Origin of the sequence: Streptomyces sp. MMG1121 (genome assembly GCF_001280015.1) — a bacterium.
GTDB lineage: Bacteria > Actinomycetota > Actinomycetes > Streptomycetales > Streptomycetaceae > Streptomyces.
Map to the genome: position 1 here is coordinate 1 of NZ_LGDV01000001.1, position 14,119 is coordinate 14,119.

12 protein-coding genes and 1 pseudogene are annotated in these 14,119 nt (G+C 73.4%); 6 read left to right on the top strand and 7 right to left on the bottom strand.

Features of this window, described 5'->3' with window-relative positions:
• Positions 1 to 173 precede the first annotated feature (173 nt).
• Positions 174 to 653, top strand: coding sequence for a DUF1772 domain-containing protein (locus ADK64_RS00005; RefSeq protein WP_053653573.1), 480 nt, complete (start codon positions 174 to 176; stop codon positions 651 to 653).
• Positions 654 to 794: 141 nt separating this feature from the next.
• On the top strand, positions 795 to 2,282 hold the full coding sequence (locus tag ADK64_RS00010) for a glutamate synthase subunit beta (RefSeq protein ID WP_053654329.1): 1,488 nt from the start codon (positions 795 to 797) through the stop codon (positions 2,280 to 2,282).
• A gap of 57 nt (positions 2,283 to 2,339) precedes the next feature.
• On the opposite strand, the gene ADK64_RS00015 is transcribed toward ADK64_RS00010, so the two are convergent.
• Positions 2,340 to 2,858 carry a carboxymuconolactone decarboxylase family protein gene (locus tag ADK64_RS00015; protein ID WP_053653574.1) on the bottom strand — a complete coding sequence of 173 codons (519 nt, stop codon included), beginning with the start codon at positions 2,856 to 2,858 and terminating at the stop codon, positions 2,340 to 2,342.
• Positions 2,859 to 2,904: 46 nt separating this feature from the next.
• Between ADK64_RS00015 and ADK64_RS00020 the strand changes: the two genes are divergently transcribed.
• Complete coding sequence (locus ADK64_RS00020) at positions 2,905 to 4,326, top strand: PLP-dependent aminotransferase family protein (RefSeq protein WP_053653576.1); 1,422 nt, start codon at positions 2,905 to 2,907, stop codon at positions 4,324 to 4,326.
• Positions 4,327 to 4,635: 309 nt separating this feature from the next.
• Here the strand turns inward: ADK64_RS00020 and ADK64_RS00025 are convergent, their stop codons facing one another.
• Positions 4,636 to 4,890, bottom strand: coding sequence for a DUF397 domain-containing protein (locus ADK64_RS00025; protein WP_053653578.1), 255 nt, complete (start codon positions 4,888 to 4,890; stop codon positions 4,636 to 4,638).
• Entirely contained in the window at positions 4,891 to 5,751 is an 861-nt protein-coding gene (locus tag ADK64_RS00030; RefSeq protein WP_053653580.1) for a helix-turn-helix domain-containing protein, read from the bottom strand.
• A gap of 233 nt (positions 5,752 to 5,984) precedes the next feature.
• Here ADK64_RS00030 and ADK64_RS46485 point away from each other — a divergent pair.
• From ADK64_RS46485 to ADK64_RS00045, 3 genes and pseudogenes are all read left to right on the top strand, one after another.
• Positions 5,985 to 6,566, top strand: a pseudogene (locus ADK64_RS46485) (ATP-binding protein); the annotation flags it as partial.
• A 395-nt stretch (positions 6,567 to 6,961) separates the two neighbouring features.
• Entirely contained in the window at positions 6,962 to 7,420 is a 459-nt protein-coding gene (locus tag ADK64_RS00040; RefSeq protein WP_053654331.1) for a hypothetical protein, read from the top strand.
• 199 nt (positions 7,421 to 7,619) lie between these two features.
• Positions 7,620 to 9,563, top strand: a complete 1,944-nt coding sequence (locus ADK64_RS00045) for an ABC transporter ATP-binding protein (protein WP_053653581.1) — start codon at positions 7,620 to 7,622, stop codon at positions 9,561 to 9,563.
• Positions 9,564 to 9,567: 4 nt separating this feature from the next.
• On the opposite strand, the gene ADK64_RS46490 is transcribed toward ADK64_RS00045, so the two are convergent.
• The 4 genes from ADK64_RS46490 to ADK64_RS00060 all read right to left on the bottom strand — a co-directional run bounded on the left by ADK64_RS46490 (position 9,568) and on the right by ADK64_RS00060 (position 14,034).
• Positions 9,568 to 9,744 (bottom strand): hypothetical protein, encoded by a 177-nt coding sequence (locus tag ADK64_RS46490; RefSeq protein ID WP_199829436.1) that lies wholly within the window; start codon positions 9,742 to 9,744, stop codon positions 9,568 to 9,570.
• A gap of 175 nt (positions 9,745 to 9,919) precedes the next feature.
• Complete coding sequence (locus ADK64_RS00050) at positions 9,920 to 10,570, bottom strand: DUF899 domain-containing protein (RefSeq protein ID WP_053653583.1); 651 nt, start codon at positions 10,568 to 10,570, stop codon at positions 9,920 to 9,922.
• 113 nt (positions 10,571 to 10,683) lie between these two features.
• Complete coding sequence (locus ADK64_RS00055; RefSeq protein ID WP_053654333.1) at positions 10,684 to 11,850, bottom strand: cytochrome P450 family protein; 1,167 nt, start codon at positions 11,848 to 11,850, stop codon at positions 10,684 to 10,686.
• Between the two features lie 237 nt (positions 11,851 to 12,087).
• Positions 12,088 to 14,034, bottom strand: coding sequence for an FUSC family protein (locus ADK64_RS00060; RefSeq protein WP_199829437.1), 1,947 nt, complete (start codon positions 14,032 to 14,034; stop codon positions 12,088 to 12,090).
• Positions 14,035 to 14,119: the final 85 nt, after the last annotated feature.

Below are 14,119 nucleotides of genomic sequence, written 5' to 3' on the forward strand. Positions count from 1 at the left end.
GGAGGGGAGGAGGGGAGGAGGGGGGGAGGGGGAGGGCGGGCAAGCGGGGAGAGACCCTCGCTCATGGCGTCCGGTGGTTCGGCCATGGTCGGCGCGCCCTCCTGGCCGTGACCGGGAGTGACGGTGCCGGCGGGCCCGGCCCCGGTGGGACGAGACGGGATGAGGACGTGGTGATGATCGACGGTCCGTACTTCGTGCTGGTCGTGGCGGGGGTCCTCGGCAGCGGGGGGATGGCCGGGGGCTTCTGCGCCTTCTCGGCCTTCGTGATGCGGGGGCTGGCCGCGTTGCCGCCCGCGCAGGGTGTCGCGGCGATGAACGCGATCAATGTGGCCGCGGTACGGCCCGCCTTCATGACGGTGTTCGGGGGCGCGGCAGTGCTGAGCGCGATGATCGCGGTGGTGACGTTCGTGGTGTGGCCGGCGGACGGGACGGTCGAACTGCTGCTGGGCAGCGCGCTGTATCTGTTCGGCGCGTTCGGGCTGACGGTGGTAGCGAACGTCCCCCGCAACGACAGGCTGGCCCGGCTGACCCCGGGGGCACCGGAGGCCGCCGTGTACTGGCCGGTGTACGTGCGCGAGTGGACGTTCTGCAACCACGTCCGCGCCGGCGCCTCCGCCGCGGCCGCCCTCGTCTACGTACTGGCCCTCACCTGAGAGGTCGCGGATCGTCCCAGGAGGGCCCGGCCTCGGCTCGTCCCGGCAGGGCCCCGGGGGCAAGGCGCTGTCCGCCGCTCTGCGCGACCCGTGGGGCGGACGTATCGTGGCCGCAGGAGTGCCGGAAGAGTGGCGGCGATCATGGCCGATCCCAAGGGTTTCATGACCACGCCGCGCCAGGAGTGGGCGCGGCGGCCCGTCGAGGAGCGGGTGCGGGACTGGGACGAGGTGTATGTCCCGGGAGCGCTGCTGCCCATCATCAGCAAACAGGCCGACCGCTGTATGGACTGCGGCGTTCCGTTCTGCCACGACGCCTGTCCGCTGGGCAATCTGATCCCCGAGTGGAACGACCTGGTCTCGCGGGAGGACTGGCGGGCGGCCAGCGACCGGCTGCACGCGACGAACAACTTCCCCGAGTTCACCGGGCGGTTGTGTCCGGCGCCCTGTGAGGCGGGGTGCGTGCTCGCGATCAATCAGCCGGCCGTGACCATCAAGAACGTCGAGTGCGCGATCGCCGACCGGTCCTGGGAGGAAGGTTTCATCCCGGCGCGGCAGCCCGAGCGGCTGTCGGGGAGGACGGTCGCCGTCATCGGTTCCGGGCCCACCGGCCTCGCCGCGGCGCAGCAGCTGACGCGGGCCGGGCACACGGTCGCCGTGTACGAGAGGGACGACCGGCTCGGCGGACTGATGCGGTACGGCATTCCCGAGTTCAAGATGGAGAAGCGCCATCTGGAGCGGCGGATCGGGCAGATGCGGGCCGAGGGCACGAAGTTCCGTACGTCGACGGTGGTCGGGCGGGATGTCGGCGCGGTGGAGTTGCGCGACCGGTACGACGCCGTCGTCGTCGCGACGGGTGCGACGGCGTGGCGGGAACTTCCGGTGCCGGGCCGGGCGTTGGACGGGATACACCAGGCGATGGAGTATCTGCCGCTGGCCAATCGGGTGTGCGAGGGGGATCTGGAGGCTTCACCACTGTCGGCGGCCGGCCGGCACGTCGTGATCGTCGGCGGCGGGGACACCGGCGCGGACTGTCTGGGGACCGCGGTGCGCGAGGGGGCCGCGTCCGTGACCCAGCTGGACATCTACGCGCAGCCGGATGCCGATCGCGACGAGGACACCGAGCCATGGCCGACGTACCCGAAGATCTACCGGCTGTCGGCCGCGCACGAGGAGGCGCGGGATCTGTGTACGGCACCGGCGGCGGACGCGGACGCGCGACTGTTCGCGGCGTCCACGCTCCGCTTCACCGGGGACGACGGCGGGCGGGTGCGGTCGCTGCATCTGGTGGAGGTCGACGAGCGGCGGCTGCCGGTGCCGGGCAGCGAGCGGACGCTCCCCGCCGATCTCGTGCTGCTCGCCCTCGGGTTCTCCGGACCGGACCAGGAGGACGGGCTGATCGGGCAGTTGGGGCTGGTGCTCGCTCCGCGCGGCACGATCGCCCGGGACGACGGCTTCGCGACGAATGTCCCCGGGGTGTTCGCCGCCGGGGACGCGGCACGCGGGCAGTCGCTCATCGTCTGGGCGATCGCGGAGGGGCGGTCGGTGGCGGCGGCCGTCGACCGCTATCTGACGGGGAGTTCACGACTGCCCGCGCCGGTCTTTCCGGGAGACCGGCCGATGAGGGTGTAGATCCGGGAGACCGGCCGAAGAGGGTGTAGATGAGGGTTCGCCTCCGCCGGAAAACCGTCAGCCGTTCCGCTCGTCCGTTCCCGCCACCTTGCCCGTCGCCAGGGCCACCCGGTTCCAGGTGTTGATCGCGAGGACCAGGGCGAGGACGTGGGCCAGTTCTTCCTCCTGGAAGTGGGCGGCGGCCTCGGCGTAGACGGTGTCGGGGACGCCGCCGTCGGCGACCAGGGTCACCGCTTCCGTCAGTGCGAGGGCGGCCTGTTCCTTCGGGGTGAAGAAGTGCCGGGCCTCTCGCCAGACGGCGACCATGTGGAGCCGGTCCTCGCTCTCGCCGGCCTCGCGGGCGTCGTTCGTGTGCATGTGCAGGCAGTAGGCGCAGTGGTTGAGGTGCGAGGCGCGGATCTGGATCAGCTCGACCAGCGCGGGGTCGAGGCCTGCGCGGGCGGCGGCGTCGAAGCCGATGACGGCGCGGAAGACCTTCGGCGCGGCCTTCGCGAAGTCCAGTCGGGTGCGGCCGGTCTTGGCGGTGGCGATCGCGCTGGTGAGGTCGGCTGCCGTGGTGATCGTGTTCGTCGTCATGGCTTCACGCTACGGATCGGAAAGACCGGCTGTAGGGTGCATTTCCATGACGGAATCGTGGGTCAATTCCGCGGAGCGGATCGGCGCCGACCTGCATCTGGAGCTGTCGGGTCCGGGCGGGCGGCGGGCGGCGCTGATCGGGGCGCTGCGGGAGGCCGTGCGTGGTGGACGGCTGGCCCCCGGCACCCGCCTGCCGCCGTACCGTTCGCTCGCCGCCGACCTGGGCGTGGCCCGCAACACCGTGGCGGACGCGTACGCGGAGCTGGTCGCGGAGGGCTGGCTGACCGCCCGCCAGGGGTCGGGCACCCGGGTGGCCGAGCGTGCGGAGCCGCCGCGCGGCGCGGCACGGACCCCTGTGAAAACACCTGCACGCGCGCGTGGGCCGCGGCACGATCTGCGGCAGGGCACGCCGGACGCCTCGGCGTTCCCGCGGGCGGCCTGGGCGGCCGCCTACCGGCGGGCGCTGCAGGCGGCACCGAGCGAGGCGTTCGGACCGGGGGATCCGGCCGGGCGGCGCGAGCTGCGGGAGGCGCTGGCGGAATATCTGGCACGCGCGCGTGGCGTGCGGACCGGGCCGGACCGGATCGTCGTCTGCTCGGGCTTCGCGCACGCGCTGCGGCTGCTGTTCGGCCAGGGTCCGGGCGGGGTGCTGCGCGGTCCGCTGGCCGTGGAGGCGTACGGGCTGGACTTCCACCGGGAGCTGCTCGCGACGGCCGGCGTGCGGACGGTGCCGCTGCCGCTGGACGGGGACGGCGCGCGTGTGGACGTACTGGGGCGGGAGCGGGCCGTGCTGCTCACGCCCGCGCACCAGTTCCCGACCGGTGGTCCGCTGCATCCGGAACGCCGGGCGGCCGTGATCGACTGGGCACGCGCGCGGGGGACGGTGGTGCTGGAGGACGACTACGACGGCGAGTTCCGCTACGACCGCAGGCCCGTCGGCGCTCTCCAGGGTCTCGACCCGGAGCGGGTGATCCATGTCGGGTCGGTCAGCAAGAGCCTGTCCCCGGCGCTGCGGCTGGGCTGGATGGTACTGCCGGAGCGGTACGTCGGGCCCGCGCTCGCGGCGAAGGGCGAGCGGGAGGGCTGGGCGAGCGTCCTGGACCAGCTCGCGCTCGCGGAGTTCATCGTCTCCGGAGCCTACGACCGTCATGTGCGCCGTATGCGGCAGCGCTACCGGCACCGGCGTGACCGGCTCGTCGCCGCGCTCGCCGCGCAGGCCCCGCACGTCGAGGTGACGGGTGTCGCGGCCGGTCTGCACGCGGTACTGCGGCTGCCGCCGGGCACCGAGCGGTCCACGGTGAAGGCCGCCGCGTGGCAGGGCGTCGCCCTGGACGGCCTCGCCGCGTTCCGGCATCCACGGACGGAGGCGACGGCGGGCGACGGTCTGGTGGTCGGCTACGCGGCCCCCGCCGAACACGCCTACGGCGCGGCGCTGGAGGCGCTGTGCGGGGTGCTGCCGCCGGGGTGAGGGGTGGGCGGCCGGCAGACGGAGGGCGGCGTTGACGTAGACCTTCGCGGCCAGGCTGCCAACGCCGGTCAGGCGACCGGGACTTTGGCGAGGTGCCGGCAATCGAACCCAGAACGGGAGCCGGTGACCGGACCCTGGGCGGGAGCCGGTGACCAGGCCCTGGGCGGATGCCGGTGACCGGGACGGGGGCCGAGCAGTCGGGCTGCCCGCCGGCCAGACGAGCGACCAGTACGGCCCCCGCGGCAACAGGTGTTCAAGTCAGCAACGGATTAAGGAAGTTGACTGAAAAACAAGAAGCACTGGCAGGGCTCAGGACAGCAGAAAGTCGGCCTCCCCCGCCTTGGCGCCCTCGATGAACGCGGTCATCTCGTCCGTGGTGTAGATCAGCGCAGGCCCGTCCGGGTCGGTGGACTGGCGCACGGCGATCCGGCCGTCGGCCAGCTTCATCGCCTCCAGGCAGTTTCCGCCGTTGCCGCCGCTCCAGGGCTTGTGCCAGCCCTCGCTGCCCAGCTCCCGCGCGGGCATGCCGTTGTAGACCTGTCCGCGCGGCTTGATGCGATCCATTCACAGCTCCTTGCGGAGATCCTGGAGGATCTCCTTCGTGCGTTGCGCCGTAGCGGCCTGTGCCGCCATGCGGTCCATGACCTCGAGATGGGTCGCCACCTCGGTGCGCGCGTCCAGGTAGACGGCGCCGGTCAGGTACTCGCTGTAGACCATGTCCGGCAGTTCTGACATGGCGAATCGGAACAGCACGAAGGGCCCGTACGTCCCGGGGTGGGGCCCGTTGGCGAACGGGGCCACCTGGAGCGTCACGTGGGGCAGCTTCATGGCCTCCAGCAACCTTTCGATCTGCGCGCGCATCACCTCCGGGCCGCCGACCTGGCGGCGCAGGGCGGTCTCGTCCATCACCGCCCAGAAGCGGGGGGCGTCGGGACGGGTCAGCAGGTCCTGGCGTTGCATGCGCAGCGCGACGTGCCGTTCGATGTCGTCCGGGCTGGTCTGGCCGATGGCACCGGACTTGAGCACACCGCGCGCGTAGTCCTCGGTCTGGAGCAGGCCGGGGACGAAGTGGGGCTCGTACGAGCGGATCAGGCTCGCCGCGCCCTCCAGGCTGACGTACATCGAGAACCAGCCCGGCAGGATGTCGTGGAACCGCTGCCACCAGCCGGGTCGGTTGGCCTCCTCGGCGAGCTGGACGAAGAGGTCGGCCTCCTCGTCGGGGACGCCGTAGGCCTTCAGCAGGAGTTGCAGGTACGGGATCTTGAGGGCGACCTCGGCCATCTCCATACGGCGGATGGTGGCGGGCGCGACACGCAGCACGCGGGCGGCCTCCTCGCGCTTCAGCCCGGCGCGTTCCCGCAGGTCCAGCAGGCGTCGGCCGAGGACCACCTGACCCACCGTCGGCGCGGACCGCGGCTCGCTCACGCTGTCACCTCCACCGAAAGCCTCACTCCACCAAAGCCTGGACCGAAATGTTTTCCGACAGCCCTGCGGCGCCATTCGAAGATTCATTCGAAGACCGGGGTGGTTCTCCGATGACCCCAATTGGCGCCGCTCGACGTGCTGTTGCGAGCAGTCTGCCACGGCCCTTGACCGAGTCACACAGCACTCTGCATTTTTCAGAGTGGCACTTGCCAAGTGTTCACGGCGGGGAGATAGTGGCAAGCGTGATTCCGTCCGCGCCCTTAGGAACAGACGCCGCCGCAGACCGTCCCGGTCTCGGTGCCGCGTCGGCGACAGCCCCTCAGCGGGGTGCCGCCGAGCGCCGGTTCCGCTTCGAGCTGGCCGCACACCCGGGTTCCGTCGCCAGGGCGAGACGCCTGGCGCAGGCCCGGCTGACCGGCTGGTCGGTGTGCGCGGACACCTGCGACAGCGCGGCCCTGGTCATATCCGAGCTGGTCACGAACGCGATCGTGCACACCGCGAGCAGCCATGTCGTGTGTGAGCTGCACGATCACGACGACGTCCTGCGCATAGCCGTACGCGACGAGGGCTGTGCTCCCGGCGAACCCCGCCCGTCCCCACAGCGACCGGACGAGGAGCACGGGAGGGGATTGCTTCTCGTCGACGCGCTGTGCCGGGCCTGGGGTGCGCAGGAGCACGGCCCTGGCCTGCTGGTCTGGGCCGAGCTGCCGCGGCACACCGACGCGGCGCACGACACCGCCGCACCGCACAACGACCTCGGCTGGGGCGCCCGCCCCAAGCCGGCCCGGTCGGACGACTCCCGCGAGGACGAACCGGCAGGGGCCAGCCACGAGGGCTCGGAGCAGCCCGGGCACGGCGCTGCGGAACGCGATCCCCAGGCGGCTCCGGAGCAGCGGCCGGACCACGAGGCTCACGGGGTCGTGGAGCAGCTCGGCCGTACGGCATCCGGGCAGCCCCTGTCCCGGGCACCCGAGCGGCAGCACCGGTACCCGGCGCCGGAACAGTGGCTGTATCAGGCGCCCGAGCAGCACCGCCACGGGATACCCGAGCAGTATCGGCACAGCGCGCCGGAGCCACCGCACCGGCACCGGCCCCTGGACCGTCCCTGGCACCAGCCGCCGCACCGGGCGCCCGGGCAGCGCCGCGCCGGGGAGCGCCCGTGACCGGCGGATCCGACGCCGCGCACGCGGACCGGAACGGGGCGCAGGCCGTGGGCTCCTTTTCCGGCTCCGGCTCCGGCTCCGGCTCCGGGCCAGGCTCCGAGCGTCCGATCGGTCTCGACACCCTCGTGCGTCTCCAGCGTCGGCGGCCCGTCCCGGACGCGCCCCGTCGGCTTCTGCTGCCGGAGGGCATGACCGTCCCGCTGGGCTGTGACGCCGTAGCCGTGCCGGACCGCCTCGGACCGCTCGTCGTGCCCCGGCTGCCCCGGCTGGGCTGTGTGTACACCGACGGCGCGCGCTGGTGGTGGATCGTTCCGTCGGACTCCGACTACGCCCTGCCCTGGCCGTCTCCCGCCCTGTACGCCCCCGGCGCCCTGGTCACCGGCCCCGCCCGGCTCATCCACCGGCCCGAGGGCACGGTCCCGTACACCCCGCCGATCCCGCTGTACCTGTCCCTGTGCCGGGTGCTCGGGACGGCCCCGGACTGGTCACGGGCGGTTCCGGCGTAGGCGCGGCTCCTGCCGACGGGTCGGCCTCCTGCCCGGTGTCCCGGTCCCGGTTCCCCCCGGCCCGGTGTCCCCGCGAAGCCTTCCGGCAGAGTCCCGCCGCACGCCCCCGTCATCCTCCCCGCACTCCCCCACGCGCCCTGCCCCGCCCCTGGCCCGCCCCGCGATAGTGGCTCTTTCGCCAAGGTCCGGGAGGTCAGTGGTGAGGAAGCGGCGCGGGACGCCTGAGCCCGCGGTGTCGGAGTCCGAGCGGCTGCTGTTCGGCGGGCCGCTGCGGTACGACATGGGGTGGAACGAGCACGCGGACGCCTTTCTCGAACTGAGCTTTCGCGCGATGGTGGTCCGGCTGCCCGGCATGCTGGCGTCCAGCCTCCGGCTGGCCCTGCGGGCCGACGCCCGGGCCGCGCGGATCGTCCTGGCCGCCGAGGCGGCCCGCGGCGCCGCCCAGGCCGTGAGCCTGCTGGCCGTCAACAGCGCGCTCGGCAAGCTGCTGTCCGGCCCGGACATCGGGCAGCGGCTGCGCTCGGCCGCCCCCGCCCTGATCGCCATGGCCGCCATGGCCCTCGTGGCCGCGCTGCTGCGGGCGGCCTCCACCTTTGCCACCGGGCGGCTGGAGCCCAAGGTGGAGCGGGTGGCGACGGAGCGCTATCTGGAGCGGGCGGCGAACGTGGAGCTGGCCGCGATCGAGGACCACGCCTTTCACAAGCTGCTGGACACCGCCCAGTACGGCGCCGAGTCCGCCCGCCGCATGATCTCCTGCGGCACCCGGGTGATCAGCGCGCTGATCTCGCTGATCGCGGCGGCCGGTGTGCTGGCGGTCCTGCATCCGCTGCTGCTGCCACTGCTGGTCACGATGACCCTGCCCAGCGCCTGGGGCGCGCTGATCAACGCGCGGCGCCGTTACGAGTCCTTCCACACCTGGGTGCAGCACGCGCGGGCGGGCCGGCTGATCAGCGGTCTGCTCACCGAGCCCGCCGCCGCTCCGGAGATCCGGGTGCACGGGGTCGGCCCGTTCCTGCTGCGCCACTTCCGGTCCATGTCGGAGACGGCGGAGGCGGAACAGGCCCGGCTGTCCCGGCTGGCCGCCCGGACCGGCCTGATCGCGGCGGCCTGGACGGGCCTCGCCACACTCGCGACCTACGCCACGCTGGGCGCGCTGCTGCTGGCCGGTGCGATGGCCCTGTCGGTGGCCGGTACGGCGGTGATCGCGATCCGCACCGGGGCGTCGAGCCTGGACACGCTGGTACTGGAGATCAATCAGCTGCACGAGGAGGCCCTGTTCGTGGGCGATCTTCAGCGGCTGTACGCGGAGGCGGCCGAACGGGCCATCCCGGCGGGCGGCGCGGCCCTGCCCAGGGACCCGAAGGAGATCAGGTTCGAGAACGTCACCTTCGCCTATCCGGGCGACGCGGCCCGCCCCGCGCTGGACGACGTCACCCTGACTCTCCCCCTCGGCCGGATCATCGCGCTCGTCGGCGAGAACGGCTCGGGCAAGACGACGCTGGTCAAGCTGCTCGCGGGCCTGTACACGCCGGACCGGGGCCGGATCCTGTGGGACGGCGTCGACGCGGCGCGGGCGGACCGGCGGCTGCTCGCCGAGCGCGTCGCGATGGTGGCGCAGGACTTCAAGCGCTGGCCGTTCACGGCCCGGGTCAATGTGGCCGTCGGCCGCTCCGCCGCGCCCCTGACCGAGGAGGGCCTGGCCACGGCGGTCGCGGCGGCGGGGGCCGAGGAAGTGGTCGCGGATCTGCCCCGCGGCCTGGACACCCTGCTGGCCCGTAACTTCAGCGGCGGGCACGAGCTGTCCGGCGGGCAGTGGCAGCGGCTCGGCATCGCCCGGGCAGCGTACCGGCGCGGGCGGGTGCTGATCGTGGACGAGCCGACGGCGGCGCTGGACGCGCGGGCCGAGCTGGAGGCGTTCGAGAAGATCCGGGCGCTGGCGGGCAGCGGGCAGACGGTCGTGCTGATCACCCATCGGCTGGCCTCGGTCCGCCATGCCGATCTGGTGCACGTGCTGGAGCAAGGGCGCCTGGTGGAGTCCGGCACGCCGCAGGAGCTGCTGGCCAGGGGCGGTGTCTACGCCGAGCTGTACGCACTGCAGGCGGACCAGTTCACGGCGCGGGTGCCGGCGCCGAAGCCCGCCTGAGCGGTCACTGGACGCCGTCGGCGCCGCGGACGATCACCAGGAACGTGTCCGTCGCGAGGTCCATGACGACCTCGGCGGGCAGACCTTCCAGCCGCCGCGCCTGCGCGAACTCCTCCGCGGGCCAGGATCCCCGCGGACCACCGGCGGGAAAGCGCTCGAGCACCGTTCGCCCGTTCACCATCACGCACCTCCAGAAAGCGTCGCTCTTCTAGGAGTTAACGCCCTGGAGAACACAAACGCCTCGCTCAGCGACGGCACTGAGACATTACCTACACCCGTTCGGCGCGGGCCGTACGAATTCGTTCACTTCATGAAACCAGAAGCACACGCAGCGTAAACAAAGCCGCACATCCGGGTCAGCAGTCGTACTCGTCGTGAAGGCGGAGCCGGTCGCTGCCGGCGGGGCTGCGGCCGAGCGCGGTGAGGTCGAGGAGACCGGCGAGGGTGCAGGCGCCGTCCAGCCCGTCGTCGTGGACCGAGTAGGTGTGGAAGACCCGGTCGTTCTCGCGCAGGAAGCAGCTGATGCCGGGCCGCTCGACCAGGCCCTGGTCCGACTCCACGGTGGCCTCGAAGTCACGGTTGAAGTCGCCGTGGGACGACACGTACGAGTACCAGGGCACCGCCCAGCCCATCCGCGCCTTGAACGGCAGGATCCGGGTGAACGGGGCCCGGGAGACGGACGCGAACGCGGTGTTCCGGGCGCGCAGGTGGGCGAGGTGACCGAGCTGGTCCAGGAAGGCCGAGCAGCAGGGGCAGCCGCTCTCCCACTCCGGCGCGAACATGAAGTGGTGCACGACGAGCTGGGCCCGCCCCTCGAAGAGGTCGAGAAGCGTGGCCTTTCCGTCGCCGCCCTCGAAGACGTACTCCGTGTCGACCTCGACCATGGGCAGCCGCCTCCGCTGCGCGCCCAGTGCCTCACGCGCCCGTCTGACCGCCTCCTCCTTGCGCAGCAACTCCTCGCGCGCCGCGCGCCACTGCTCCCGCGAGACGATCTCCGGTAGCGGCATGGGCCCTCCTGTCCGACGGTCGGTTCGAGAGGGTGACCGTCGCCGGGAGCGGAACTCATCGCTGCCCGCGAAGTTTTTTTCGCCGTGGGCGATGTACGGCGCGTCCGGGCCGGTCAGTACGTCACGGGCAGGGCGTTCAGTCCCCGGGCCCGCATCGACGGACGCCAGGTCGGTTCACCTTCCCCCAGGGCGAGTTCGGGGAGGCGCTCCAGCAGGGCGGCCAGGGCGATCTCCGTCTCCGCACGGGCCAGCGGCGCGCCGAGACAGTAGTGGATGCCGTGGCCGAGGGTGAGATGGCCGGCGGCGTCGCGGGAGAGGTCGAGGCGGTCGGGGTCGGGGAAGCGGGCGGGGTCGCGGTTGGCGGCGGACAGGGAGACCCAGACGGTCTCGCCGGCCGGAATGGTCACCCCGGAGATGGTCACGTCCTCGACCGGGAACCGGCGCATGGCGAACAGCATGGGTCCCTCGTAGCGGGCGAACTCCTCGACCGCCGCCGGGAGTCGTGCCGGGTCCTTGCGCAGGGCGGCGAGCTGGTCGGGGTGCCGGAGGAGGGCGAGGATCGCGTTGCCGATGAGCTGGACCGTGTTCTCGTACCCGGCGAAGAGGATGAGGAAGGCGAGGGAGACCAGCTCGTCCTCGCCGAGCCGGTCGCCCTCGTCGCGTACGGCGATCAGGTCGCAGAGGAGGTCGTCGGCGGGCGCCCGGCGCTTGGTCGCGAGCAGCCGGGTGAGGAAGCCGAGCATCGCCGCCATCGCCTCCTTGGTGGCGTGCGGACGGGCCGGGTCGGGGGCCGTGAGGCTGTCGGTCCACTGCCGGAAGTCCAGCCGGTCCCCCTCCGGGATGCCGAGCAGGTCACAGATGACGGTGATCGGCAGCGGGGCGGCGTAGGAGGCGACCAGGTCCGTGCTGCCGTGCGGGCCGAGCGCGTCCAGGAGACGGTCGGCGGTACGGCGGATCGGCTCGCGCAGCCGCTGCACCCGGCGCGGGGTGAAGGCCCGGCCGACCAGACGCCGGATGCGGGTGTGGTCGGGCGGGTCCATGTTGAGGAGGTTGGCGTCGAGGGCGGGCGGCAGGGACAGACCCTTGTACCGGCCGGCCGCGCCGCTCCGCTTGTCCAGCGACAGCCGGGGGTCGGCGAGCGCGGCCCGGACGTCCTCGTACCGGGTGACGAGCCAGGCAGCGGTGCCGTCGGGCCCGGCGATGCGCTGCACGGGCGCGGTGTCGCGCAGTCGCCGGTAGACGTCGTAGGGGTGGGAGATGAGGCCGGCCTCGAGTTCCATGAACATCAGCCTACGGGGCGTCAGGTGCCGTGCTCGCGCCTGCGCGACCGTGGTCCGGACGGGGTCCCAACTCCCGTACGGCCGCGGGCGGATCGAGGGCGAGCACGTCGCGTTCACACATCAGAGCACGGCGGTCGACGACGGCCGTGCGGACGTCGCGGGGGCGCGCGCTGCGGCCGAGGGTGGCGGCGCGGGGCTCGGACGGGACGGGTGCGCGGGCGGCCGGACTCCGTATGACTACGCGGTGGCGGGCAGCGGCACCTCGATCCCCTGGAGTGCCAACTCTCCCAGTGCTTCGCGTAGTTGCCCTACGTGCCGGGGAGTGAGGCGGCCGGTGTCGTCGAGGTGTACGGCACAGGCGGTGGTCGTGTCGACAAGTCGCTCCAGGACGTCGGCGACGGCGTCCGTGCCTGCGGTGTGCCGGGCCAGGGCCGGCAGTTCGGCTGCGGCGAACGCGATGGCGGTGCGGGCCTCGGCGAGAGTGCGGTAGGCCTCCCGGCGCAGCACCCAGCGCTCGGCACGGTCGCCGGACTCACCCAGACGGCTGCCGGACTCGCCAAGCCCCTCGCCCGGCCGCCCGAGACGATCACCGGACCGGCCAGGACCGCCCCCGGACGCGCCAGCACCGTGGCCGCCGGACTCGCCCAGGACATGCGCGAGATAGGCGTGTGCGGCGCCGGCGGCCACGGTGAGGCGGGCCCGTACGGCGCCGCCCCGTTCCCCCGGCATCGGCAGATGTCCGACGACCAGCACGAGCGCGCACGCCAGTAGTGTCTCGCCGATGCGGCTGAGGGAGGCCTGCGGTTCGCCGCCGACCATGATCAGGGCGAGGACGAGGACGGTGACGACGGCGGTCAGCGCGGCGAAGTGCCGGGTGGCGACCGGGACGAGCGCCCCGCAGACCGCGACCAGCGCGATCAGCCCCGCCGGACGCGGCAGCAGCGCGGCGAACCCGGCGAACACCACGGCGCCCAGCACGGTCCCGGCGGCCCGGCACAGCACGCGGGAGGCGAGCGGCCCGAGGTCGGGCTTGACGAGGAAGACGGCGGTGGCGGGCAGCCAGTACCAGTGCTGGTGGTGGCCGTACCAGCGGGTGTGGTGCAGCGCCTGCGCGATGGCGGCGCTGGCCCCGAAGCAGAGGGCGACGCGCAGCCCGTACTCGCGGCCGCCGGTGCCGAACACGGCCCGCACCACGTCCTTCGGACTCCGTCTCCGAGCGAGCAACCGGTGGGCAGCGCCCTCCGCCCGGTCGAAGACCTCGGCGGCGCGCAAGAGGGCGTCGTCCAGGGCACGCAGGGCGGGCGCCGACCGGTGCGGGGCGGGCAGCGGGCCGGTGCCGGTGTTGCCGCGGACGGCGGCGGCGAGCAGCCGGGGCCCTTCCGCGGCCCGCGCGGCCAGGGGCTCCCCCGCCCAGTACAGGGCGGTGGCGGCCTCGGCGAGGGGCAGCGCGGCCGCGTACTGGGCGTGCAGCCGGCGCTCGGCGGCGGAACCGGCGTACCGGCGCAGCCGGGGTCCGGCGAGGGCGTCCTGGGCATGGTCGAGGGCGGCGGTGAGCCCGGCCCGCCGGGCGGCGGCCCGGTCACCGCCCACGGCGTCGAGCAGCGCGGCGACCGCGTCGTACACGTCGGCCACCGCCTCCCGCTCCCCGTCGAAGCGGAAGTCCCCGGCGAGCGAGCCGGGCGTGGGCAGCGCGAGCCGCAGCACGAGCAGCCAGCCGGCCCCGGCGAGGAAGGCGAGCGCCCGCTGCCAGCCGCTCTCGGCCGCGGGCATCCCGGCGCCGAGCGCGGCACCGACGAGCAGTTGGGTGCCGGCGGCGGAGGCGACGGGCCCGACCGCGCTGATGCCGCCGGCGGCCAGCCCGAACAGGGTGAGCACCAGGGTGAGCGGTACGGCGGCCAGCCCCTGCCCGGCGTACGTGCCCGCGAGCAGCCCGAGGGCACCGGCCAGCGCGGGTGCCCCGAGCCGCTTGACGGAGGCCCGGCGGCTGCCGGGACGGTCGTTGATGCCGGCGAGCATCGCGGCGATGGCGGCGAGGACACCGCTGGGCAGGTGGCCGGCGAGCACGCCGGTGAGCAGCAGCGGCCCGGCGGCGAGCGCGCCCCGGGCCACCGCGCTCCAGGGAACGGGGCCGTGCTGGGCGCGCAGGGCGTGGGCGAGCCAGAGGGGGGCGGCGGGCCGGGACACGGGTCTCCTGTGCGTACGAGGGCGGGGTGGGCCTTCGGACGACGGTGGCCGGCGGACCGTGTCTCCACGGTAGGGCGGATTCGCC

Coding starts and splice junctions, on each gene's coding strand:
- ADK64_RS00010 (WP_053654329.1), top strand. CDS start 795: ATGGCCGATCCCAAGGGTTTCATGACCACGCCGCGCCAGGAGTGGGCG.
- ADK64_RS00025 (WP_053653578.1), bottom strand. CDS start 4,890: ATGGATCGCATCAAGCCGCGCGGACAGGTCTACAACGGCATGCCCGCG.
- ADK64_RS00055 (WP_053654333.1), bottom strand. CDS start 11,850: ATGGAACTCGAGGCCGGCCTCATCTCCCACCCCTACGACGTCTACCGG.
- ADK64_RS00050 (WP_053653583.1), bottom strand. CDS start 10,570: ATGCCGCTACCGGAGATCGTCTCGCGGGAGCAGTGGCGCGCGGCGCGC.
- ADK64_RS00020 (WP_053653576.1), top strand. CDS start 2,905: ATGACGGAATCGTGGGTCAATTCCGCGGAGCGGATCGGCGCCGACCTG.
- ADK64_RS46490 (WP_199829436.1), bottom strand. CDS start 9,744: ATGGTGAACGGGCGAACGGTGCTCGAGCGCTTTCCCGCCGGTGGTCCG.
- ADK64_RS00015 (WP_053653574.1), bottom strand. CDS start 2,858: ATGACGACGAACACGATCACCACGGCAGCCGACCTCACCAGCGCGATC.
- ADK64_RS00005 (WP_053653573.1), top strand. CDS start 174: ATGATCGACGGTCCGTACTTCGTGCTGGTCGTGGCGGGGGTCCTCGGC.